This is a genomic window from Mesorhizobium sp. B2-1-8 (genome assembly GCF_006442545.2).
Classification (GTDB): domain Bacteria; phylum Pseudomonadota; class Alphaproteobacteria; order Rhizobiales; family Rhizobiaceae; genus Mesorhizobium.
Genome location: NZ_CP083952.1, coordinates 5,958,813 through 5,982,592, shown reverse-complemented (window position 1 = coordinate 5,982,592; position 23,780 = coordinate 5,958,813). Strand labels below are relative to the sequence as shown.

15 protein-coding genes and 1 pseudogene are annotated in these 23,780 nt (G+C 61.5%); 12 read left to right on the top strand and 4 right to left on the bottom strand.

The features are described 5' to 3' along the window. Window positions 1–34: 34 nt before the first annotated feature. Window positions 35–943 carry a hydrogen peroxide-inducible genes activator gene (locus tag FJ970_RS29345; protein ID WP_140756681.1) on the bottom strand — a complete coding sequence of 303 codons (909 nt, stop codon included), beginning with the start codon at window positions 941–943 and terminating at the stop codon, window positions 35–37. A 179-nt stretch (window positions 944–1,122) separates the two neighbouring features. Between FJ970_RS29345 and katG the strand changes: the two genes are divergently transcribed. Next, a complete protein-coding gene (gene katG, locus FJ970_RS29340) occupies window positions 1,123–3,324 on the top strand; it encodes a catalase/peroxidase HPI (protein WP_140756683.1) in 2,202 nt (733 codons plus the stop codon). A 69-nt stretch (window positions 3,325–3,393) separates the two neighbouring features. On the opposite strand, the gene FJ970_RS29335 is transcribed toward katG, so the two are convergent. Beyond that, window positions 3,394–4,071, bottom strand: a complete 678-nt coding sequence (locus FJ970_RS29335; protein WP_135861795.1) for an MIP family channel protein — start codon at window positions 4,069–4,071, stop codon at window positions 3,394–3,396. Window positions 4,072–4,388: 317 nt separating this feature from the next. Here FJ970_RS29335 and FJ970_RS29330 point away from each other — a divergent pair, with 317 nt between their 5' ends. The 5 genes and pseudogenes from FJ970_RS29330 (at window position 4,389) to FJ970_RS29310 (ending at window position 10,114) form a co-directional block, all read left to right on the top strand. Next, the gene (locus tag FJ970_RS29330; RefSeq protein ID WP_140756685.1) at window positions 4,389–5,678 is read left to right on the top strand and encodes an RsmB/NOP family class I SAM-dependent RNA methyltransferase; all 1,290 of its coding nucleotides are present in this window, start codon (window positions 4,389–4,391) and stop codon (window positions 5,676–5,678) included. Between the two features lie 140 nt (window positions 5,679–5,818). Then, on the top strand, window positions 5,819–6,277 hold the full coding sequence (locus tag FJ970_RS29325) for a PaaI family thioesterase (protein WP_023686843.1): 459 nt from the start codon (window positions 5,819–5,821) through the stop codon (window positions 6,275–6,277). A gap of 4 nt (window positions 6,278–6,281) precedes the next feature. Beyond that, window positions 6,282–6,947, top strand: a complete 666-nt coding sequence (locus FJ970_RS29320; protein WP_140756687.1) for a 5'-methylthioadenosine/S-adenosylhomocysteine nucleosidase — start codon at window positions 6,282–6,284, stop codon at window positions 6,945–6,947. 55 nt (window positions 6,948–7,002) lie between these two features. After that, entirely contained in the window at window positions 7,003–8,565 is a 1,563-nt protein-coding gene (gene guaA, locus FJ970_RS29315) for a glutamine-hydrolyzing GMP synthase (protein ID WP_140756689.1), read from the top strand. A 292-nt stretch (window positions 8,566–8,857) separates the two neighbouring features. Next, a pseudogene (locus tag FJ970_RS29310) lies at window positions 8,858–10,114 on the top strand (tyrosine-type recombinase/integrase). Here the strand turns inward: FJ970_RS29310 and FJ970_RS29305 are convergent. Continuing rightward, window positions 10,068–10,364, bottom strand: coding sequence for a helix-turn-helix transcriptional regulator (locus tag FJ970_RS29305; RefSeq protein WP_140756691.1), 297 nt, complete (start codon window positions 10,362–10,364; stop codon window positions 10,068–10,070). The pseudogene FJ970_RS29310 and the gene FJ970_RS29305 overlap by 47 nt on opposite strands. Window positions 10,365–11,222: 858 nt before the next feature. Continuing rightward, window positions 11,223–11,606, bottom strand: coding sequence for a hypothetical protein (locus tag FJ970_RS33975; protein WP_227791958.1), 384 nt, complete (start codon window positions 11,604–11,606; stop codon window positions 11,223–11,225). A gap of 428 nt (window positions 11,607–12,034) precedes the next feature. On the opposite strand from FJ970_RS33975, the gene FJ970_RS29295 reads away from it, so the two are divergent. From FJ970_RS29295 to FJ970_RS29270, 6 genes are all read left to right on the top strand, one after another. Continuing rightward, window positions 12,035–13,126 (top strand): HlyD family secretion protein, encoded by a 1,092-nt coding sequence (locus FJ970_RS29295; protein WP_140756693.1) that lies wholly within the window; start codon window positions 12,035–12,037, stop codon window positions 13,124–13,126. Then, complete coding sequence (locus FJ970_RS29290) at window positions 13,123–14,733, top strand: MFS transporter (RefSeq protein ID WP_227791957.1); 1,611 nt, start codon at window positions 13,123–13,125, stop codon at window positions 14,731–14,733. The genes FJ970_RS29295 and FJ970_RS29290 overlap by 4 nt, the downstream gene beginning before the upstream one ends. A gap of 120 nt (window positions 14,734–14,853) precedes the next feature. Further along, window positions 14,854–15,603: an SDR family NAD(P)-dependent oxidoreductase gene (locus tag FJ970_RS29285; RefSeq protein ID WP_140756695.1), complete on the top strand. Its 750-nt coding sequence runs from the start codon at window positions 14,854–14,856 to the stop codon at window positions 15,601–15,603. Window positions 15,604–15,984: 381 nt separating this feature from the next. Further along, window positions 15,985–20,019, top strand: coding sequence for a PAS domain-containing protein (locus FJ970_RS29280; RefSeq protein WP_140756697.1), 4,035 nt, complete (start codon window positions 15,985–15,987; stop codon window positions 20,017–20,019). Window positions 20,020–20,252: 233 nt separating this feature from the next. Further along, on the top strand, window positions 20,253–23,141 hold the full coding sequence (locus FJ970_RS29275; protein ID WP_227791956.1) for a PAS domain-containing sensor histidine kinase: 2,889 nt from the start codon (window positions 20,253–20,255) through the stop codon (window positions 23,139–23,141). Then, window positions 23,138–23,779, top strand: coding sequence for a response regulator transcription factor (locus FJ970_RS29270; protein WP_140756699.1), 642 nt, complete (start codon window positions 23,138–23,140; stop codon window positions 23,777–23,779). Before FJ970_RS29275 ends, FJ970_RS29270 begins: the two co-directional genes overlap by 4 nt. Window position 23,780 lies beyond the last annotated feature (1 nt).

Here is a 23,780-nt window from a genome sequence, read left to right as displayed (position 1 = left end):
CGCGGGTGCTGTAGCGGCTGTTTTTGGCCAGTTCTCAAGCGGCCAGCATCACCGCACCCAAACCCCGGATAATCTTCGCCAGTTCGACGCATTCGCCGTGCCGCGCATTGTTGCGCCGCCAGGCAAGGCAGATCATGCGCTGCGGCATCGGCTCCTGGAACGGCACGATCTTGAGGTCGGGAATGGTGCCGGCCGGCCCCGCCGCCATTTCGGGGATGAGTGTGACGCCGAGCCCGTGCGCCACCATCTGCAAGAGCGTGGTCAGGCTGGTGGCGCCATAGCTTGCCATCGCCACCGGCCGTACATTGCCGCAGACGGCGAGCGCCTGTTCGCGCAGGCAATGGCCTTCTTCCAGCAGCATTAGTCTTTCCAGCGCCGGGCTCTCGGGTGGAACCGGCGGCGAGGCAAAGGCCGGATCGCCTGATGGCACGGCCAGGAAGAACCGGTCGGGAAACAGCGCTTCGGTGATCAGTCCGGGATGGTCGAGCGGAAGCGCGGCGATGAAGGCGTCGAGTTTTCGCGATGCGGTGTCCTCGACCAGGGAGGTGGTGACCGCCTCGCGCAGTTCGAGCAGCAGGGCCGGGAAATGCTTCTTCAGTTCGGGCAGGGCGCGCGGCAGAAGATAGGGCGCGACGGTCGGGATGATGCCCAGCCGGAAGCGTCCCTCCATGGCCGTGCGACCACGCCGGGCCGTCGTTTCCACGTCACGTATGTCAGCCAGGATGCGCTCGATACGCGGCAACAGAGCGATCGCGTCGTCCGTCATGCGCACCGACTTGCCACCGCGTTCGAACAGCCGGCAGTTCAGCCGTTGCTCCATTTCGGCGATCTGGGAGGACAGCGCCGGCTGGCTGACACCCGCAAGTTTCGCCGCGCGCCCGAAATGCAGCGTCTGCGCCAGCGCGTCGAAATAATGCATCTGGCGAACTGTCAATCCGATCATGCAGTCAAGCCTATCATAAGAAAATCCTATCGAAATGAACAGGAAAGGCAATTTGTTTTTATCGTCAGTGTGGCCTAGTCTGGAACGGTTCCAGATTGGCGCGGGCCGCTGGCCGCCCCCAAAATCTTGGCAAAAATCAACCTCGGCAAAATCAAACCTCGGCAAAATTGGAGTGAGAGATGGACGCGAAAACCGACGACAACAGCGCGGGCAAATGCCCTGTGGCGCACGGATCCACCGGCCGGACCAACCGTGACTGGTGGCCGAACCAGCTTGACCTCGGCGTTCTCCACCAGCAGTCGAACCTGTCGGACCCGATGGGCGAGGACTTCGACTATGCCAAGGAATTCGCAAGCCTCGATCTCGATGCGGTCATCAAGGACCTGCACCATGTGATGACGGACTCCCAGGACTGGTGGCCGGCTGACTTCGGCCATTACGGGCCGCTGTTCATCCGCATGGCCTGGCACAGCGCCGGCACCTATCGCATCGGCGACGGCCGTGGCGGCGCCGGAGCGGGCCAGCAGCGTTTCGCGCCGCTCAACAGCTGGCCTGACAACGCCAATCTCGACAAGGCGCGCCGCCTGCTTTGGCCGGTCAAGCAGAAATATGGCCGAAAGATTTCCTGGGCCGACCTGTTGATCCTCACCGGCAACGTCGCGCTGGAATCGATGGGCTTCAAGACCTTCGGCTTCGCCGGCGGCCGCGCCGACGTCTGGGAGCCCGAGCAGGACGTGGACTGGGGTTCGGAGACCAAGTGGCTCGGCGACGAGCGCTATTCGGGCGACCGCGAGCTTCGCGGCCATCTCGGCGCCGTGCAGATGGGTCTGATCTACGTCAATCCGGAAGGGCCGAACGGCAAGCCCGATCCGCTGGCCTCGGCCCGCGATATCCGTGAAACCTTCGCTCGCATGGCGATGAACGACGAGGAAACCGTGGCGCTGATCGCCGGCGGTCACACTTTCGGCAAGACCCATGGCGCCGGCGATGCCTCGCTGGTCGGCGCCGAGCCGGAAGGCGCCGGCATCGAGGCGCAGGGCCTCGGCTGGTCGAGCAAGTATGCGTCGGGCATTGCCGGCGATGCCATCACTTCGGGCCTGGAAGTCACCTGGACCACGACGCCGACCAAGTGGAGCAACAACTTCTTCGACAACTTGTTCAACTATGAATGGGAATTGACGAAGAGTCCCGCAGGCGCCCATCAGTGGACGCCGAAGGGTGGCGCCGGCGCCGGCACGGTGCCGGATGCGCACAACCCCTCGAAGCATCGCGCGCCGGCCATGCTGACCACCGACCTCGCGCTGCGGGCCGACCCGGCCTATGAGAAGATCTCGCGGCGTTTCCACCAGCATCCGGACCACTTCGCCGATGCCTTCGCCCGCGCCTGGTTCAAGCTGACCCACCGCGACATGGGTCCGGTCGTGCGTTATCTCGGCCCGTTGGTGCCGAAGGAAGAGCTGATCTGGCAGGACCCCATCCCTGCGATCGACCATGAACTGGTCAGCGACCAGGACATCGCATCGCTGAAGGCCAAGATCCTGGGCTCCGGCCTGTCGGTTTCCGAACTGGTCTCGACCGCCTGGGCCTCGGCTTCGACCTTCCGCAATTCCGACAAGCGCGGCGGCGCCAACGGCGCCCGCATCCGGCTGGCACCGCAGAAGGACTGGGACGTCAATCAGCCGGCCGAACTGGCGAAGGTGCTTGCCAAGCTCGAAGGCATTCAGAAGGAGTTCAACGCTGGCGGCAAGAAGGTCTCGCTCGCCGACCTGATCGTGCTCGGTGGTGTCGCCGCTGTCGAGAAGGCAGCGAAGGATGGCGGCAACGACCTGAAGGTGCCATTCACACCGGGTCGCATGGACGCCTCGCAGGAACAGACAGATGTTGCTTCCTTTGCCGCGCTCGAACCGAAAGTCGACGGCTTCCGCAACTACGTCAGGGGCAAGCAGCCCATGTCGGTCGAAGCCATGCTGGTCGACCGGGCGCAATTGTTGGGCCTGACGGCTCCGGAACTGACCGTGCTTGTCGGCGGTCTGCGGGTGCTCGGCGCCAACACCGGCAAGTCCAGGCACGGCGTGCTTACCGACAGGCCCGGCACGCTGACCAACGACTTCTTCGTCAACCTGCTCAGCATGAGCACGGTCTGGGATCCGGCGGCCGGCTCCGAGCCGGGTTCGGAAGAGGTCTACGAGGCGCGCGACCGCAAGACCAAGGCAGTCAGGTGGACCGGCACCCGCGCAGACCTGATCTTCGGCTCGCATGCGCAGTTGCGGGCGCTGGCCGAGGTCTACGGGTCGGCGGACGCCGGGCAGAAATTCGCCCGGGATTTCGTTGCGGCATGGACCAAGGTGATGAACGCCGACCGCTTTGATATCGCCGCCTGATCCGAGCTTAAGGACGTACGAAAAAGGCGCGGGCCACGGCCCGCGCCTTTTTCATCCTGGCTCCGGAAATCAATCCTTCTCGAAGACGCGCGCCTTGGCGACGACGCCGGCAATGGCGCCACCGATTAGCGGCGCGACGATGAACAGCCACAGCTGGCTGAGTGCGGCACCGCCGGTAAACAGCGCCGGGCCGATCGAACGCGCCGGATTGACCGAGGTGCCGGTGACCGGGATCATGGCAAAGTGAATGCCCGCCAGTGTCAGGCCGATGACCAGACCGGCAAAAGCCGTCGAGTGCTTTTCAGCGGTAACGCCAAGGATCACCGTGACGAAGGTGAACGTGCCGATCAGCTCCCACAGGAACGCCGAGCTCATGCCCCACTTCGTCTCGTCCCAGCCATTGGCGCCGAAGCCGCCGGTGTGGCCGCCCGTCTGGCCGGAAACGATGATCCACAGCGCCAGCGAGGCGATGATGGCGCCGATGATCTGCGCGATCCAGTAAGGGATGACGTCCTTGGCCGGCAGCCGGCCGGCAAGGAACACGCCGAGCGTCACCGCCGGGTTGAGATGCGCGCCCGAAATCGGGCCGATCGCATAGGCCGCCGCGATGAGGCCGATGCCGAATGCCAGGCCGATGCCCTCCTGGCCAAGCGGCAGCGCGCCGCCGAAGCCGCCCGTCACCACGGACGCCGTGCCGATGAACACCAACAGAAATGTGCCTAGAACTTCCGCCAGATAAGTCTTCATTGCCCTCTCCTCGTGACGATCCGCCGGTCCACGTTTTCCGCGCCGCGAATCATGGCGGCAAGAGTATTCCCAACCGAAAAACTTGGAAAGCAGAGCTGTAGCGCCACGCACCAACCTTGCGGACGCCAATTATGAACATTAGAAGTCTTGCATCTACTGGTCTGCCTGCCGCCAGCGGCCGCGAAGATTTACTGATCGGACAGGTTTGCCGACCATGGCCAGCTTGCGCTCGCGGCGAGACCGAGCGGGGTTCAATCCGGACGTGAAAGGCTCTAAGAGCAAACCGAGATAATGTGCTCGATTTGATGGAATGACGAATGCGACTGGGCGGACGGCTGGCTGCGGCCATCGAAGTGCTGGAGGACATTGGCCGGCGTCACCGGCCGGTGGCCGACGCGCTGAAGGACTGGGGCCTGTCGCATCGCTTCGCCGGCGGTGGTGATCGCGCCGCGATCGGCAACATCGTCTACGACGCGCTGCGCCACAAGCGCTCCGCCGGCTGGTTGCTGGGCGAAGACACGCCGCGTGCCATCGGCTTCGGGGCGCTGCTGCTCGAATGGAGCCAGACGGGGCAGTCGCTCAACGCCACGCTCGAAGGCGACAAGTTCGCGCCGCCGCTGCTCAGCGCCACGGAACTCCAGGCGATCGCGGAACGCCGGCTTGCCGACGCGCCGCCCGCGGTTCGCGCCGACATACCCGATTGGTGCGAACCGCTTTTCGAGCGGGCCTTTGGCGAGACATGGGTCGAGGAGGGCGCCGCGCTCGCCACACGCCCGCCCCTCGACATCCGGGTCAACACGCTTCAGGCCGATCGCGCCAAGGTCTTGGCCGAACTGGAGCAGACCGGTGCCAGCGCCGCCCGGATCGCACCCTACGGCATCCGCATTCCCCCGATCGACGGTGACGGCCGACACCCGAACGTGCAGGCCGAGCCGGCTTTCCAGAAGGGTTGGTTCGAGGTCCAGGACGAGGGGTCGCAAATTGCGGCGGCGCTTGCCGGCGCGACGGCTGGAATGCAGGTGCTTGACTTCTGCGCCGGCGCCGGCGGCAAGACGCTGGCGCTCTCGGCTGCGATGGACAATCACGGTCAGATCTTTGCCCATGATGCCGAAAAGGCGCGGCTGGCGCCAATCTTCGACCGCATCCGCCGCTCGGAAAATCGCAATGTACAGGTCGCCACCAAGCCGGCCGAGCTTGCCCCGCTGGTCGGTCACATGGACATCGTGCTGGTCGACGCGCCCTGCACCGGCAGCGGCACCTGGCGGCGCCGTCCCGACGCCAAATGGCGGCTGACGCAGAGACAGCTCGACGCCCGCAAGAGCGAGCAGGCGAAGATCCTCGATGCCGCCAAGGTGTATGTCAAACCCGGCGGCCTGCTGGTCTATGTCACCTGTTCGGTGTTCGACGAGGAGAATGGCCAACAGGTCGCCGCGTTTCGTGAGCGCAGCAGCGGCTTTGCCCCGGTCGATCACCGCGCCCTTTGGGACGGCCGTTTTCCGGGCCACCAAGCAGCGGCGCGGATCGGCGCTGGCGGAGATATTTCCCTGTCGCCAGCGCTGAGCGGCACTGATGGGTTCTATTTCTGCGCGCTGCGCCGGACCATCTAAGCTCGCCGGATTCCCCCGTCGGTTCGCGGCCACTCGGACGGCGACGGCCTACGAGACCGATTGTTGCAGTGCAGCAATTGAGATTGCCTGCCACCGATCCCTCTGCAATAAGCTTTGCCAGACAAACGAAGGCAACGGCGATGGCAGCGAAGATCGTACCGGCTCCGGACTATGAGGATCGCGTCAGGGCGTCCTTCGCGCGCCAGCAGGCGATGGCGACGATCGGCGCCGAACTGACATTGGTGACGCCCGGCATCATCGAGATCGAGATGCCCTATTCAGCGGCGCTGACCCAGCAGCATGGCTTCCTGCATGCAGGCGTCATTTCGACGGCGCTGGACTCGGCTTGCGGCTATGCGGCGTTCTCGCTCATGCCGGAGAATTCCGGCGTGCTGACCATCGAGTTCAAGGTCAACCTTCTGGCGCCGGGCCGCGGCGAGCGCTTTCTGTTCCGCGGTTCGGTGACCAAACCCGGCCGCACCATCATCGTTGCCGACGGCCAGGCCTATGCCTTCGCCGCCGACGGCGAGGCCAAGCTGATCGCCACCATGACCGGGACGATGATGACGGTGGTTGGTCGCGACGGCATAGCAGGATGATCCGATGAGCAACATCGTGCGCATTGGCGGCAAGGATGTCCTCTTCGTCATGGCGGCGCAGGCCGAATACGGCCCGCATCTGCAGCGGCTGTTCACCCCGCTGATGACGGGCGTCGGCCCGGTCGAAGCCGGCGTACGGCTGGGCGCCGAGCTCTCCTGGTTGAAATCCGAGAAGGCATTGCCGGACCTCGTCGTATCGCTCGGCTCGGCCGGCAGCCGGACCCTCGAGCAGGCAGAAATCTACCAGGCCATCTCGGTGAGTTATCGTGACATCGATGCATCGCCGCTGGGCTTCGAAAAAGGCGCGACGCCGTTTCTCGACCTGCCGGTGACTGTGCCGCTGCCGTTGCGCATTTCCGAAATCAAGGAGGCGACGCTGTCGACCGGCGGCGCCATCATCACCGGCGCGGCCTACGACACGATTGAGGCCGACATGGTCGACATGGAGACCTTCGCCTGCTTGCGCGCCTGTCAGCTTTTCGACATTCCGATCATCGGGCTGCGCGGCATCTCCGACGGCGCGGCCGATCTCAGGCACGTCGGCGACTGGACCGAGTATCTGCACGTCATCGACGAAAAGCTGGCCGACGCCGTCATGCGCCTCGAACGGGCGATCGGTTCGGGCTTGCTCCGGCCGGAATCACCCCGTGACGAGGCGATACCTCTCTGAAAGTCAGGCGACGCAACCCATTGCGCCGACTCGTTTCTTTCTCTAAAGGCTCGCCATGACGACAGCCAATCACACCGACACCGTCCTGATTGTCGATTTCGGCAGCCAGTTTACCCAGCTCATCGCCCGCCGCATCCGCGAGGCCGGCGTGTTTTCCGAGATCGTGCCGTTCCAGTCGGCCGAGGCGGCGTTCAAGCGCATCAATCCGAAAGCGGTGATCCTGTCCGGCGGCCCCGCCTCGACATCTGATATCGGCAGCCCGCGCGCGCCACAGATCGTCTTCGACGCCGGTGTGCCGGTGCTGGGCATCTGCTACGGCCAGATGGCCATGTGCGTGCAGATGGGCGGCGTCGCCGAAAGTTCCAACCATCGCGAATTCGGCCGCGCCTTTGTCGAGATCGAAAAGGACAGCCCGCTGTTCGAGGGCCTGTGGGCCACCGGCCAGCGCCATCAGGTGTGGATGAGCCATGGCGATCGCGTCATCGCCCTGCCGCCCGGCTTCGAGGTGTTCGGCAAATCGGAAAGCTCGCCCTTCGCCATCTTCGGCAATGTCGAGCGCAGGATGTACGGCATCATGTTCCACCCGGAGGTGGTGCACACACCCGACGGCGCCCGGCTGCTCCGGAATTTCGTTCACAACATCGCCGGCATCGAAGGCGACTGGACGATGCGCGCCTACCGCGAACACGCGGTCGAGGCGATCCGCAAGCAGGTCGGCAAGGGCAAGGTCATCTGTGCGCTGTCGGGCGGCGTGGATTCCTCGGTCGCCGCCCTTCTGATCCATGAGGCGATCGGCGACCAACTCACCTGCATTCTCGTCGACCATGGCCTGATGCGCAAGGACGAGGCCGCCGGTGTGGTGGCGATGTTCCGCCAGCACTACAATCTGCCGCTGATCCTTGTCGATGCGTCGGAAAAATTCATCTCCGCGCTCGAGGGCGAGTCGGATCCGGAAAAGAAGCGCAAGACCATCGGCCGGTTGTTCATCGAAGTGTTCGAGGACGAGGCGAAGAAGCTCGGCGGCGCCGATTTCCTGGCACAAGGCACGCTCTATCCCGACGTCATCGAGAGCGTCTCCTTCACCGGCGGCCCGTCGGTGACGATCAAGTCGCACCACAATGTCGGCGGTCTGCCCGAGCGCATGAACATGCAACTCGTCGAGCCGCTGCGCGAACTGTTCAAGGACGAGGTGAGGGCGCTCGGCAAGGAACTCGGCCTGCCCGAAAGCTTCATCGGACGCCATCCCTTCCCAGGTCCTGGCCTCGCCATCCGCTGTCCTGGCGGCATAACGCGCGAAAAGCTGGAGATCCTGCGCGAGGCCGACGCCATCTATCTCGACGAGATCCGCAAGGCCGGCCTCTATGACGCGATCTGGCAGGCCTTTGCAGTGCTGTTGCCGGTGCAGACCGTCGGCGTCATGGGCGACGGCCGCACCTACGAATTCGTTTGTGCGCTGCGCGCCGTCACTTCGGTCGACGGCATGACGGCTGATTTCTACCACTACGACATGGCCTTCCTGGGTGCCGCCGCCACGCGCATCATCAACGAAGTGCGCGGCATCAACCGCGTGGTTTATGATGTCACCTCGAAGCCGCCTGGGACGATCGAGTGGGAATGATTCAGGCCTACGCAAACGCCGCCGAATCTACGCCAAGCTACGACGCAAGCCAGTGAATACAAAAATAAATCCTTTCCAAGACAATCGGTGACTATCGGCACGCAGAGTTTGGCTTTGGCGGCCTGCCTGACGGACCTTCGGCATATTGCTCGGACAAGTTTTTCAAAGTACCGTCACGGCCAATCAGGCTCGTGACGGTACTTTTTTTGCTTTAACGGATTGAAAGTAAAAGGTAATCGCCACCACGAGCCCTTGAAATTGCGCTGACGGTACTTTTCAAGAGACAATACGGATGTTGACGGATGCTGCCCTCAAGGCACTGAAACCCAAAGACAAAATTTACAAAGTTGCGGACCGCGACGGGATGTATGTTCGCGTCATGCCAAGTGGCGCAATTTCGTTCCGCCTGGATTACAGGCTCAACGGCCGCCGAGAGACCGTCTATCTGGGAGGGTACGGACGGGACGGGATCTCACTCGCCCGAGCTCGGGAGAAGTGCATCGACGCGAGGCGCGCCATCGGCGAAGGACGATCGCCAGCGATCGAGAAGCAGCGCGAGAAGCGCCGTCTGAAGGAAGCCAAGAGTTTTGGCGAATTCGGCGAGAAGTGGCTGGCCGGCGCGCCGATGGCCGACAGCACGCGGGCCATGCGGCGATCGATCTTCGAACGGGATCTGCTGCCTGTCTGGCGCAATCGTCTCCTGACGGAGATTACGCCAGACGATCTAAGAACCCAATGCGGCAAGATCGTTGAGCGCGGCGCTCCGGCAACGGCCATCCACGTACGAGACATTCTCAAGCAGATCTACGCCTTCGCGATCTTGCATGGTGAAAAAGTTGCCAACCCAGCGGACGACGTCGGGCCGGCATCGATTGCCACCTTCGTGCCAAAGGACCGCTCACTTTCGCCCTCCGAGATTCGCGTGATGCTGAAGCAGCTCGAGCACATCGCCACGCTTCCCACAATCCGATTGGGAATGCGGCTTTATCTGCTCACCATGGTGCGGAAGAGCGAACTACAAGACGCTGTCTGGGATGAGGTCGATTTCGAGAATGCGGTCTGGACGATCCAGAAGGAACGAATGAAGCGGTCCAAGGCGCATAACGTCTACCTATCACGCCAAGTGCTTGACATCATGATTGCCCTGAAGACCTGTGCAGGAAATTCAAGATACCTTCTGCCGTCGCGGTAGGATGCAGATGCCCCGATGTCGCGTGCCACCTTCAACCGGGTAACCTACGCAGTTGTCGAACGGGCAAAGGCGGAAGGTTTGCCCCTGGAACCGTTTACGGTGCACGATCTGCGGCGGACAGGTTCGACTTTGCTGAACGAACTCGGCTTCAGCAGCGATTGGATAGAGAAGTGTCTGGCACATGAGGACGGGCGCTCGTCGCGTGGCGTCTATAACAAAGCCGAGTATGAGGTACAGCGAAGGCACATGATGCAGGAGTGGTCGGACATCTTGGACGCTTGGGTCGATGGAAAGAAGTACGTGCCAACGCTCATCCCGCCGTCGATGCCGATCCTGGCTCCCGATCCTGCTCTCTGACCGGGCGAGCTCGACGTTGTTTCACGTCGGGGCCGGGAGCACGGAGAACTGGCTTTGAGCGACGGGCCGCAAGCCATGCCTGAACCTCGCCCAAATCCCAAACCACGCATCTTGGGGTCAAAGCGAAGCGTCGGGGAAATTCCCCCCGCTGTTCCATTTCGTAGATTGTGCTGTCCGCTAGCGGCACGATCTCGCGCAGGCGCTGCCTGCGAGTGGTTTGTCTGATTGGCAGTGGTTCTGCGCGGCTCATGCCCTGTACCTCCATCGTGAACACTGAAGGCGATAGAAGCCGATAATCGGTGACGTTAAAATACTTTCGTGAAGGCGGTAGCAGAAGCGGTCGATTTGGCCTGTAGAAAGGACAGTGTGGTTGATGATAGTAGCGGGAGAGGGCTACCGCCAATACAGCGCTGTTGTAGAAATCGTCTGCTAACCGAACGTTCGCGGCGTGTCTGTGCGGTTTCGATCCGATGGGCGAAGTGTGTGATCTGGCGGGACGAATGACTGGCCTAATGTCGAAGCAACGCGCCCCACTCCACCGCCTCGTTGGTTCGAAACTGTGACCTCACATGGTTGAACACGTCTCGGAGCGGGCCTCGATCAGCCCATCAGAGGTAAGCGGCCGTCTAAACTGCTCGTCTCCATTGGAAACTCCGCAAAGCTATTTCGGGCGCCTCGGCAAAGCGTCTGGCCGGATTGGCCTGCTGCCGATTTCGTGGGTGGTCGATCGGCGCTACTTTCGGCGTCGGAACCCTCGATCGCCACTTGCCGCGGGCAGCGGTCTCGCGGTGTGCCATACACCTTCGCATCACCTTGGAGATACCCCGGTTTAATGGTTTTCGGCGGCCACGCCATCGTATTTCGTGTCTTTGCCAACTGCGGCCATATGGCAAAGACGATGCGAAGTTGTCACGAGACCATGATGCTCGGCGCGTCTCTTACTGTCGCCGGAACCTTGCCAGCGCATGCCGTCGCGACCGATGAAGTTCGGGCCGTGGAGGAAGCCACAACGGAATTGTTGAGCTGCGACGGTCTCACGACGGAGTTATCCAGCAGCGGACCCACTTAAAATGAATATCCGAGGGCTGCACGAGACGTACGACAAAACTCAAACTCGAAAAATCACGGGAAGTTCAACATGAAAATTGTGGTCATTGGTGGCACCCGTCATATCAGGTCGAGGACGGTCAAGAAGCTGCGACGAGAGGGTCACGAAGTTGAGGCCGTGTCCCCGAAGATCGGCATCGATATCATCAACACGGATTATTTCGACGCTGGGTACTCGGGCCAAGCTCTGCGACTTTGTCTTCTGAATATCGTGGCAGTCATGCGTGAAATGTGGCGCTACCGAAGTGCCGGGCGTGGCAGACTTGGCGTTTTCAGGGTGAGGCGTTCTTACTCGGATTAAGGTCGGCGCGGCGGATGGCCCACAAGTTCGCAGATGCGGCGTTTCTGTTTCGAAGGATTGCGCCCCGCGGGTGACCGAGAACATGGGGCGCCAATCTGTCTTGGCATACAACGGTTCCACGTGCACCCGGTGGCCGAGTTTTCAGGATATTTCGGTGATAATCGAAGCCCGGCTCGTCCTTGAAGACTTCCGCCCCATTCAGGTGCATCAGGTTTCGATCGAATCTGTAGGCCGCGGCTGAGCCAAACGGCATTGAAGTCCCTATGGGCATTTTCTTTCTGACTAACCAACCTATGCCAAAGTTTGGCAAGACCTACCGATCAGTGAGCGCTGGGATACCAGTCCGCGTGATGGCGGGGAGATCTAAACAACCATCATCATTGTAGCGGATCCCAGTTCGACGGAGACACCATGGTGACGCCGCACCAACCTCCAAACGCTCACAGCCCCAGCGACCATATCGCGGGAATTCTCGTCAATAGCGAGCGGGTCGATTTGTGGGCGAGGCAATCATGAGCATAACTCGCAAGATCGCGATCGCCATCGTTGCCGCGGTGGTGATGTCCTTGGGAGGTACGTGGGGCTGGCAGTGGTTCGTGAGGGGCCGTTTCGAACAAACAACTGACAACGCTTATCTCCGCGGAGACATCACCAGCATTGCTCCCAAGCTCGCGGGCTATGTTGTCGAAGTTGATGTAGATGACAACGCCGGCGTTTCGAGGGGCACTGTCCTGTTTCGCATCGACGATAGCGACTACAAGGCCAAGGCGCATCAGGCGAGGGCCAACGTCGCCGCCCGGGAGGCGGAAATCGCGAACATCGAGGCAACTCGGAAATTGCAGGACGCTTTGATCGCGCAGGCTGAGGCGCAGAAGCAGTCGGCCGCAGCCGACCTGCAGTTCGCGCGCGCCAACCTGGACCGCTACGTCACACTCCAGAAGAACGGGACCGCAAGCGACCAGAAGCTTCAGGATACGCAAACTGCCCACGACAAGGCGCGGGCATCCCTGGACGGGGCAGAGGCCAATCTGTTGGCTCAAAGACTGAAGCTCGGCGTCCTGGACGCACAGTTGACCGGCGCGCAAGCAGCCTTGTCACAAGCGCAGGCCGCGCTCGACCTGGCTGTTCTTGACCTAGCCAATACCGTTGTGAAGGCTCCGGTCGACGGGATTGTCGGCAATCGCCAGATCCGTGTCGGTCGCTATGTCACCCCGGGGACGGCTGCGCTGGACATTGTTCCCGTCAACGACGTCTGGATAGTCGCCAATTTCAAGGAAACGCAACTGAGCCAGGTTAGGATCGGCCAACGGGTCCGCGTGAAGATCGATCAATACCCAGATCTCGAAATCGACGGTGTTGTTGATAGTTTCGCCCCCGGCAGCGGCGCGGCATTCAGCCTGCTGCCGCCGGACAATGCCACCGGAAACTTCATCCGCGTTGTCCAGCGCGTGCCGGTCAAGATCAGGATGACGCGCAATCCGTTGCCCGGCCGCCTTGTTCCGGGGCTCTCGGCCCGCGTTGCCGTCGCTGTCGGCGGGAATGCCGAGGCCGTGGCGCTCGAAACGCGGACTGGCGAAACCGCCAACGGACGCTCGGTACAGTGACAAACCTCGCTGAAAAAGGGGTCGTGCAGGACCGTCTCGACGCGCCGCTGCGCGCTTGGTTGATGGCGACCGGCGTCGTATTGGCCGCCCTCATGGATGCGGTCGCAAGCACGGCTCTATCCATCGGCAGGATCGACATGCTGGGCGATACCTACGCAACGCCGGATGAACTGGCGATGGTCGACATTGTTTTCATCGCTGCGAAGCTGACTGCCTTCCTTGTGGCTCCGCTTTTTGTCAAGGCAGCCAAGCCGACCGCCTGCCTGCGCGCAGGGGCTGTCACCCTGTTGCTGGCATCCGCCGCCATGACTTTCTCGGTCGACCTCACCTGGATTTGCATCTGCCGTCTTGTCCAAGGGCTGGCTGGCGGCACAATTCTGGTCGCGGGTCAGACGTTGCTGTTCTCTCGCTTCCCGCATCGCCAACAGCCGATCGTTCAAGCCGTTTTTGCCGTAGGCGCCGTCATGGCTCCGGCTGCCATAACGCCGGCTCTGCAGGGCTGGCTCGTCGACCATCTCTCTTGGGACTGGATATTCCTGAGCAACATTCCGCTCGGCATCACCTCCCTTGCCCTTTTGGCCACGGACGGCGATCGGACCTACTGGCGGGAAATCAGGCTTCCTGTCCCGGAGATATTCTTGCTCGGGATCGGTGCCGCGCTTTTGACTTACGTCCTGCTGCAGGGCAGCAGGTTCAACTGGTTCGACGACCCGGACATCACTGTCCTTGCAACGATCGGAGTGGCGACGGTCGGTCTTTTGGCTATCTGGGAAACCTGTTTGCGTTCAGAAGGCTCACTGCTGGCCATCTCGCCATTTGGCAATCCCGACTTCTGTTTTGGCCTTCTCGTCAGCCTCGTAGCGGGTCTTGCCCTTTCGGGCAGCGCCTATCTCATTCCGGCTTTCGCCCTCAACGTCCTCGACTTTACCGCTACGGGCGCGGGAGTGCTTCTGCTGCCCAGCGGAATGGTGCTCGCGCTGGCACTTCTGTTGTCCGGGCTCGCCATCGAAAAGACCGGGATCCGTCCGATCATGCTTGTTCCATTTGGCATTCTGCTCTTCGCAGGAGCGATGTGGCTCCTGTCCGGTTCGACGAGCGGCAGCGGATCACCGGACCTGACCCTTCCTCTACTTTTGCGAGGTGGCGGCCTGGGCCTTCTGTTCGTGGCATTGACGCTGATTACACTGCAGGGACTTGCCGCCGACGCGCTGCCGTTCGGCATTGGGCTGTTCAACTTCGGCAAGCAGGCAGGCGGTCTGATCGGTACGGCCCTCTTGCAAACGTATATTGATCACCAGAATGCACATAACCGGACGATGTTGTCTGCCCATCTCGTCCGTGGCGACCCGGCCGTGGATCAGCGCTTGCGGGCCATTGCGAATGTTCTTGCGTCGAACGGCATCGACAGCGCCTCCGCAACGAAGGCCACGCTCTCGGTATTGCAGCGCACCCTTGAGAAGCAGGTCGCCACAATCTCGTTCGACGAAGCTTTCTTCGCGCTTGTCCTGCTGTTCGCGGTCGCAGCGCCCTGTGTCATTCTCGCAAAGCAATTGCTCGGCCGCCAAGCCGCTCCGGGCAGCAACCAAACCGCTCTGGAGGGGACGTAGCCATGACCACCGGGCTTTGCCAGGTAAATCCACCACGTTCGCCGTCACCATAGTGAAAGCTGCCGGCAAGTGACGGCCTCAGCCGACATCCCTTTTCCGAAACAGGAGCATGAAAACAACATGGGTACTCTCACGGGCAAAATCGCCTTGGTCACCGGCGGAAACAGCGGAATCGGACTGTCCGTCGCAAAGACATTCGCCGCTGAAGGCGCCCAGGTCGTCATCACCGGCCGCCGCCAGCAGGCGATCGACCGGGCGGTGGAGCAGATCGGGTCAGGGGCTGTGGGTATACAGGGAGACGTTGCCGATCTCGCCCATCATGATCTCGTCGCAAAGGAAATCCTTCAGAAGTTCGGAGCGCTCGACATCTACATGGCGAACGCAGGGATCAACACCATCACGCATTCGGCCGAAGTTTCCGAAGCGGAGTATGATGCACAATTCGCCGTCAACACGCGCGGTACGTTCTTCGGCGTTCAGAAGCTCGCCCCGATCATCCGGGATGGCGGCACAATCATTCTCACTGGGTCGATTGCCAGTGAAAAGGTACTCGACGGGCATGCCGTCTATGCCGGCTCCAAGGCGGCCCTTACTGCCTTCGCTCGAAGCTGGGCAATTGAGCTGAAATCTCGCCGCGTCCGCGTCAACGTGCTGAGCCCTGGGCCTGTGGATACGGAAATCCTCGCCAAGTTGGGCATACCCGGCGAGCAGCGCGGTATCTTCGAAAAAGCGATGGCGGACGCGATACCCCTCGGCCGAATGGGCCTTCCGGAGGAGCTGGCACAGGCTGCGCTGTTTCTGGCATCGGACGCGAGCAGCTTCATTACGGGCGTCAACCTGCGTGTCGATGGGGGAATGACGGTTCTTTAACGTTGAAGCTTCCTCCACTGGAGTATGTCGAACGACTGCTAAATCACTCTGTCTAAGGCGAGCGTCCTACATGTCCGGCAATCATTTCTCGGCGGTGAGTGGCGCCGCCTCGTTGATGTGCACGTCGCTCCATGCGCGCCGAGGCGGCGATCGTCTCGCGCGCACGAGCGCCCCGGCTTGGTTCCAGCTTTCCGCGAGGGGGCCGCCGGCCATTCGTCCGTCAATACATGGATTTCCATGGGGTGCGCTGGGGCATGGTGGACTTAGAGTGGAGGCACCGGGTTCGCCAGCACATCTTAAGGTGACTTCGCCAGCGAGATGTCCAGAAGTAGTGCTATACGAAGCATCGACGGTCCAGTTTTTGTCCGGTAGGAGCAGCCGATGACATGCGTGAGGTCGCACCGCCCCCAGTTCTTGCACCTGGGGCTTTTTGTTGCGGCCTATGTTCTGGGCTGCGGATTCGCTCAGTCGCTCGCAATCGTCCCTGGAACAGGTATTGCCATTTGGCCTCCGAGCGGGCTTTTCATCGCTACTCTTGTCCTCGCCTCCAGGCATAGCTGGTCATGGTGGATACTGGCTGCCTGCCTGGCCGAACTGTTCAGCAATTTCTTGTGGTTCCACAGCCCGCTGCCTGCGGCCTTCCTGATCTATACCGGTAATGCTCTTGAAGCGATGGCCGGCGCGTGGCTCGTGAACCGGACCTTGCGGCGACCCGTTCGGCTGGAAACCTTGCAGGAGGTTCTCGCATTCGTCGCGCTGGGTGCCGGAGTTGCGCCGGTCATAAGCGCGACGGTTGGGAGCGCGACGCTTGCGTGGTTTGGCATGCAATCGCAAACCTTCGCGGCGGCCTGGCCTCTCTGGTGGATTGGAGATGCCACCGGGGTCCTGATCATAGCGCCACTGGCGCTGGTCGTGCTCCAGAACTGGCGCGGTAAGATCCAACTGTCGGTAGCGCGATGGATAGAAGCTTGCATCCTGGGGGTGATCTTTCTCGGCGTTGCCACGCTTTCCTTGAGCGGTTACCTGCCGTTCGCCTACATCATCATGCCGCCACTTCTTTGGGCGGCGGTGCGCTTTGAGTTTAGAGGCGCTGCCGTCGCCCTGGCCCTCCTCGCTGTCATCACGGCGGTATTCACAATCTCCGGTGCCAGCCAATTTGCCGGCGATGTCGAGTCCCAGAAGCATAATCAGATCATGCTTCAGCTTTTTCTGGCCATCTCGGCATTTTCAGCGCTGATCGTGGCCGCCATATCCCGGCAGCATCAACTGGCGTTGCTCACATTGCGTCAAAGCGTGGAGGCATTGCGCGACCGGGAAGGGGAGCTCTCGCACCTTGTCGACATGGTTCCGAGCCACGTTTGGCGTCTGACGCCGGACGGCGAGCCGACCTTCTTCAACAAGCGGATGGTCGATTTCCTCGGTATGGACATAGTGGATACGAACAAGCCCGGCATGGGCCGACTGGAGGCGGTCATAGAGACCGTCCATCCGGACGACGCAGCGGAGTTTAGGGACGCCCTATACCGCTGTCTCGCCACCGGCGAGAGCTTTGCGATGCGATACCGCCTGCGCCGCGCCGACGGCGTCTACCGCTGGATGTCGAGCCGCGCGGAGCCCATGCACGATGATGGCGGACGCATCGTCCAGTGGTACGGCCTCTGCCATGACATAGACGATCAGATGTACGCCGAAGAAGCGCTGCGGCGGAGCGAGCGGCAGCTTCAAGAAATGATCGACGCCGTGCCGGTCCGCGTCTGGAGCGCAACCCCTGCGGGTGGGCCAGTCTACTTCAACAAGCGATACCAAGACCATTTTCGCTCCGTCATCCCGAATTTCGAAGCGCTTGAGGAGCCGAGCATCGAAGAATTGCTGCAAGAGCTGATTCATCCCGAAGATGCTCTCGAGGTGCAGCGAACGTTGCGGAATTCTTTCGAAACCGGCGGCGGCTCCGCGATGCGGTTTCGTTGGCTTGAGAAGGATGGCGCTTATCGCTGGGCGGAGTGCAGGGTGGAGCCCCGGCGTGATCAAGATGGTTCGATTGTGCAATGGTACGGGGTCTCTCTCGATATCGACGATGAGGTGCGCGCGCAGCAGGCATTACGCGACCGGGAGCGTGAGCTCTCGCAACTCGTAGACATGGTCCCGGTCCAGATCAGGCGTCTGACGCCCGAAGGCGAGCCGACCTTCTTCAACAAGCGCTTGCTGGACTTTTTCGGTCTGGACGACGTAGCGCAATTGGATAAGGCGAACATGAGCCGGCTGTCGGCAGCCATTCAGACTCTCGTCCACCCTGAAGACAAGGCCCGTCTGCTCGATACCGTCCGCCACTCCCTCGCTACAGGCGACCCCTATTCGATGAAGTATCGTATGCGTCGCGCCGACGGCGCGTACCGGTGGGTTGACGGTCGCGGGGAACCGCTGCGGGATCAAGGCGGAACGATCGTGCAATGGTTCGCAATTTCCATCGACATCGACGATGAGATGCGCGCGCAGGAGGCATTGCGTGAACGCGAGCGAGAGTTGTCGCAGCTCGTCGACGTTGTCCCGGTCGCTATCTCACGTTCGACAGCCGATGGCGAGCCGACCTTCTACAACAAGCGCCTGATAGATTTTCTGGGTCTTGATGTGGCGGATGCACACAAGCCAGGCATGAGTCGCCTGGCCGCCGCCCTGGCCACCGTCATTCATCCCGATGACGCAGCCAGCCTGGGTGAAACCTACAGCCACTCGCTCCTCACCGGCGAGCGTTTCTCCATGAAGTATCGCCTTCGGCGTGCGGATGGCGTGTATCGCTGGGTGGAGGGCCGCGCGGAGCCTCTGCGTGATCAGAGTGGAGCAATTGTGCAATGGTACGCGGTCACACTCGACATCGACGAAGAGGTGCGCGCGCAGGAAGCATTGCGCGAGCGGGAAAGGGAACTCTCGCAGCTTGTCAATTTGGTTCCGAGCCTCCTCTGGCGCCTGTCTCCCGAAGGCGAACCGGTTTTCTTCAGCAAGCGCATGATCGAGTTCTTCGGCCTGAATGTAGGAGATTACGACAAGCAGGGAAGGAGCGGGCTGGCGGCTGCCATAGCAGCCCTCGTTCATCCCGACGATACGGCCCGGCTGGGAGAAGCGCTCAATCGAAGCTTCGCTACCGGCGAGCGCTTCTCGATGAAGTATCGTTTGCGTCGTGCGGACGGCGCCTATCGTTGGATGGAAGGCCGCGCGGAGCCGCTGCGGCACGAGGACGGACGTATCCTCCAGTGGTACGGCCTCTCGCACGACGTTGACGACCAGGTGCATGTCGAGGAGGCATTGCGTGAGAGAGAACGATTCCTCTGGCAACTTGTTGAAACGCTGCCCGCATTGATCGATTGCGCCGCGCCGGATGGCGAGCCGATCTATCGCAGCCAGCAGCTCCGCGAATTCCTCGGATACAACCTTGAAGAATTAGACGGTGCGGGAAAATCCCGGTTGGTCGGCACACTCGACGCCGGCGTTCATCCCGATGACGTCGCGGGGGTGAAGGAGCAGTACGCCCATTCATTGTCCACCGGCGAGCCATACTCGCGCAAGCACCGTCTGCGGCGTTTCGATGGCGAATATCTCTGGGTCGACACGCGCGCTGCGCCGATGCGCAACGCCGAGGGCGCCATTATACAGTGGAATGTCATCTGCCTGGACATCGATAGTGAGGTTCGGACGCAGGAAGAGCTGCGTCTGGCGCAAGAGCGTCTTGCACGGGCAAGCCAGGCGGCAAGCCTTGCTGAGCTTTCGGCGTCTATCGCGCATGAGGTGAACCAGCCACTGGCGGCGATCGTGGCCAACTCACACGCCTGCTACCGTTGGCTGGCCGCTGAACCCCCTAACCTCGTTCGTGCGAAGACCACGGCCGAGCGCATCATCCGGGACGCCAACTCGGCGGCGGATGTTGTCAGCCGCATCCGCGCTCTGTTCAGACCATCCCTTGAAATGAGAACCAGCACACCGATCCCCAGCGTCATTGCCGAAGCGCGTGACCTGATGGCCGAGGAAGCCACGCGCCGTCGCGTTCGCATGAAGGTTGATGTCGAGGGCGAGCTGCCGCCTGTCGCGCTCGATCATGTCCAGGTTCAGCAGGTTCTGATCAATCTCATCCGCAACGGCATGGATGCTATGGGCTCCGTTGCGGGCGACAGGGTTCTTGAGATACGCGTGCGCCGAATGGGGAACGAGGTTCAGACTGAAATCAGCGACCTCGGTCGAGGCGTAGAATTCCCCGACAAGATATTCGAGCCGTTCTTCACGACCAAAGAGCACGGTATGGGCATGGGGTTGGCGGTCTGCCGTTCAATTGTCGAGTCTCATGGCGGGCGGTTGTGGGCGGAGAAGAACGAGCCGCATGGAGCGACATTCATCTTCACCTTGCCCATAAAAGCGAAAGCGACGCCGTGACGATGGCGGATCATATGTCTTCATCGTGGATGAGGATGGACACAATCCCGAAGCTCTCAGCGCACTGCGGCCCTCTATAGCGGCCACACCCCAATACATGGATTTCCATAAGATGCAGCTCTAGCGCGACCGCACTAGAGTGGGGCGTGAACTCGCCAGCCCAGATATTAAGAACAAGTGCTGAACGAAGCGCTGACGGTCCCAAGGCCTTGCTTGTCCGGCAGGAGCCGCCGATGATGATGTTAGCAACGCTCCTGCAACAACGCCTGGCCCTTGTCATCGGAGCATCCGTCGTCGGGATCACCGCTTCCTGGCTGACCGCGACGCCATTTGGCCTGGTGGCCCCGGTTGCCGCCCTTAACCTCTATGCACGTGGTCGCAAGGTTCAACTCCTCTATGCGATATTGGGGATCGCGCTCGTCGGTTTGGTCTGGGCCGCCTGGTTCGACGTTGGCGGTATGCGCGATCTCGCATTGCCGTGGGCAACGTTCTTTGCCGTAGCGCTTTGCGTTGCGGCGGTCGTTGCCACAGGTGTCTCGGCGCCACCCGATGCCGACCCAGGTTGGGCAGCGCAGGTTGTCGAGAGGGTAGTCGGCAATGCATGGGCGACCGATGCCGCCGGCAGGTTCACCTACGTGACGCCGGCCGCACTGGCTGTTCTTGGGATGAGGCTGGACGATCTGAATTCTTCGTCGCAAGAAGGTGAATTTGGCTGGAAGCACGTGATTCATCCAGACGATTGTGACGACGCCGTCGCCACATGGCGTCGCTGCCTGCAAACAGGTGAGCATTACAATGTCGAACATCGCATGTTACGCGCGAGTGGTGCTTACGGTTGGAGTCGAATCTCGGGGCAGCCATTGCGTGACAGCCACGGTTATGTCCTTGCATGGTACGGCACAATTATTGACGGCGATGTTCCGCCCGTCGTCAGTGATCGATTTGCGGACGCCGCCAGTGCCGCGCTCGAGGAAAAAGCCGCGCCCGATGCACCGCATTCGCTGGGCCTTATTCATCCGGATGATCGGACTGCGACGGCTCATGCGGCCGCCCGCGCCTTCTGGACCGGCGTCCCCCAGGTCACGAGACATCGGCAACTCCAGGTCGACGGCAACTATCGTTGGACCGAGACCCGATCAGAGCCCGGGTACAGTACAAGTGTCGACATCGACGATCTGGTGACGGACAGGGAGCCGCCAATTACCACAGGATTAGACCCGCTGGGTGAACCCGAAGCCGAACCAATCCGGTCGGCGAAGGTCATCGAGAGCATATTCGGCAACGGATGGGCATTCGATGCGGCCGGCAGATGGATCTACCTGCATCCGTTTGCCCAGAACTCCCTCGGGGTGACGCCGGAGGATTTGAACGCCTCCTTGAAGGAGGGTCATACCGCCTGGAAACGGCTGCTTCATCCGGACGACTATGACCAGGTCGCAGCCGCATGGCGTCACTGCCTGGAGACCGGCGATCATTTCAATGTCGAGTTTCGCTTTCGGCGCGCGACCGGCATCTATGTCTGGGCTCGAACCGCCGCACGGCCAACGCGCGACAGCCAGGGTCAAATCACAGGATGGTTTGGCATCGCGCTTGACATCGACGTTTATAAGAAAACCGTGGCGGCGTTGCGCGAACGGGAGCAGCAGCTCCAGCAGTTGATCGACACCGTTCCTGCCCTGATCTGGACCACAACGCCCACAGGAACACCGACTTACGTCAACAAACGCTTTATCGACATAACTGGCGCCACCCTCAAGGACATCACCGACGCTGAGGGCTCGCCCTCCCTCAGCGTTATCCATCCGGACGACGTCGGGGCGGCAAGACAGGCAATTGGCCATTCACTCACAACGGGCGATCCCTACATTCAGCGGTATCGGCAGTTGCGGGTGGACGGGAGCTATCGCTGGACGGAGACACGCGCGGAACCGTTGCGCGACGAGGATGGCGCCATCCTCCAGTGGTATGGCGTGTGCGTTGACATACACGATCTCGTCACCGCTCAAGAGGCGCTGCGCGAGAGAGAGCGTTTTGTCTGGCAGCTCGTCGAAACGCTGCCGGCATTGATCGATTGCGCCGCGCCGGATGGCGAGCCGATCTATCGCAGCCAGCAGCTCCGCGAGTTCCTCGGCTACGAGCTTGAAGACTTGGATGGTAACGGAAAATCACGGCTGAGCGGGACGCTCGACGCTGGCGTTCATCCCGACGACGTCGCGGGGGTGAAGGAGCAGTACGCCCATTCATTGGCCACCGGCGAGCCATACTCGCGCAAGCACCGTCTGCGGCGTTTCGATGGCGAATACCTCTGGGTCGACACGCGCGCTGCGCCGATGCGCAACGCCGAGGGGGCCATTGTGCAGTGGAATGTCATCTGCCTGGACATCGATAGTGAGGTTCGGATGCAGGAGGAACTGCGTCTGGCGCGAGAAAGACTTGCACGGGCGAGCCAGGCGGCAAGCCTTGCCGAGCTTGCGGCTTCTATCGCGCACGAGGTGAACCAGCCACTGGCGGCGATCGTGGCCAACTCACACGCCTGCTATCGTTGGCTGACCGCTGAGCCCCCTAACATCGTTCGTGCGAAGACCACGGCCGAGCGCATCATCCGGGACGCCAACTCGGCGGCGGATGTTGTCAGCCGCATCCGTGCTCTGTTCAGACCATCCCTTGAAATGAGAATCAGCACGCCGATCGCCAGCGTCATTGCTGAAGCGGGTAGCCTCATGGCCGAGGAGGCGGCGCGGCGCCGTGTCCGTCTGGACATCGACGTCGAGAGTGAGCTTCCGCCTGTCGCGCTCGATCGTGTCCAGGTCCAGCAGGTTCTGGTCAACCTCATCCGCAACGGCATCGAGGCGATGGACCCTGCTGCGGGCGAAAGGATTCTCGGTGTGCGAGTGCGTCGAATTGGGGATCTGGTCCAGACGGAAATCAGCGATCGTGGCCTGGGCGTCGAATTTCCGGACAGGATATTCGAGCCGTTCTTCACGACGAAAGAGCAGGGGATGGGGATGGGGTTGGCGATCTGCCGGTCGATCATAGAGTCTCACGGGGGGCGATTGTGGATGGAGAGGAACGAGCCGCATGGAGCGACGTTCATCTTCACCTTGCCTATAAAGGCGCCATGACGATGGAAGATCATATTGTCTTCATCGTGGATGACGATGAACGTATTCGGGAGGCGCTCGGCGAATTGCTGGCCTCGCACGGTTTGCGCGCCATCGCGTTTGGATCAGCGGGTGACTATGTCAGCGCGGACAAGCCGGACGCCCCGTCGTGCCTCATCCTCGATGTCGAGCTGCCGGATATTAACGGCCTTGATCTGCAGGGGCAGATCGCGGAGGGCGATCATCCGCCGATCGTTTTCATAACCGGACATGGAGACATCCCATCCTCGGTGCGTGCGATCAAGCACGGCGCCGTGGATTTCCTGACCAAGCCCTTCAGTGATGCGGATCTTATGGCCGCAATCCACGCGGCGATCGCGCAGGATCGAGAAAAGCGAGCAGAGCGCGCCGAGCTTGGTGTGCTGCGGCAACGCTATCTTGATCTGACGCCGCGCGAACGTGAGGTGCTGCCACTGGTGGTGAGCGGTCTGCTCAACAAGCAGGCCGCCGCGGAACTCGGGATCAGCGAGGTCACGCTACAAATCCATAGAAGGAATGTGATGCAGAAGATGGCGGCGGCGTCGCTGGCCGATCTCGTCCGTTTCGCGGAGCGACTGGAGATCCCGATCACCCACTCGCGCCGAGCGGGAGGGAGCTGAG

What these genes read in the sequence shown, in the direction of transcription:
- FJ970_RS29320 (WP_140756687.1), top strand. Translation starts at nt 6,282, where the DNA reads ATGAGCAACATCGTGCGCATTGGCGGCAAGGATGTCCTCTTCGTCATG.
- FJ970_RS29275 (WP_227791956.1), top strand. Translation starts at nt 20,253, where the DNA reads ATGATGATGTTAGCAACGCTCCTGCAACAACGCCTGGCCCTTGTCATC.
- FJ970_RS29295 (WP_140756693.1), top strand. Translation starts at nt 12,035, where the DNA reads ATGAGCATAACTCGCAAGATCGCGATCGCCATCGTTGCCGCGGTGGTG.
- FJ970_RS29325 (WP_023686843.1), top strand. Translation starts at nt 5,819, where the DNA reads ATGGCAGCGAAGATCGTACCGGCTCCGGACTATGAGGATCGCGTCAGG.
- katG (WP_140756683.1), top strand. Translation starts at nt 1,123, where the DNA reads ATGGACGCGAAAACCGACGACAACAGCGCGGGCAAATGCCCTGTGGCG.
- FJ970_RS29270 (WP_140756699.1), top strand. Translation starts at nt 23,138, where the DNA reads ATGACGATGGAAGATCATATTGTCTTCATCGTGGATGACGATGAACGT.
- FJ970_RS29285 (WP_140756695.1), top strand. Translation starts at nt 14,854, where the DNA reads ATGGGTACTCTCACGGGCAAAATCGCCTTGGTCACCGGCGGAAACAGC.
- FJ970_RS33975 (WP_227791958.1), bottom strand. Translation starts at nt 11,606, where the DNA reads ATGTTCTCGGTCACCCGCGGGGCGCAATCCTTCGAAACAGAAACGCCG.
- guaA (WP_140756689.1), top strand. Translation starts at nt 7,003, where the DNA reads ATGACGACAGCCAATCACACCGACACCGTCCTGATTGTCGATTTCGGC.
- FJ970_RS29330 (WP_140756685.1), top strand. Translation starts at nt 4,389, where the DNA reads ATGCGACTGGGCGGACGGCTGGCTGCGGCCATCGAAGTGCTGGAGGAC.
- FJ970_RS29305 (WP_140756691.1), bottom strand. Translation starts at nt 10,364, where the DNA reads ATGAGCCGCGCAGAACCACTGCCAATCAGACAAACCACTCGCAGGCAG.
- FJ970_RS29280 (WP_140756697.1), top strand. Translation starts at nt 15,985, where the DNA reads ATGACATGCGTGAGGTCGCACCGCCCCCAGTTCTTGCACCTGGGGCTT.
- FJ970_RS29335 (WP_135861795.1), bottom strand. Translation starts at nt 4,071, where the DNA reads ATGAAGACTTATCTGGCGGAAGTTCTAGGCACATTTCTGTTGGTGTTC.
- FJ970_RS29345 (WP_140756681.1), bottom strand. Translation starts at nt 943, where the DNA reads ATGATCGGATTGACAGTTCGCCAGATGCATTATTTCGACGCGCTGGCG.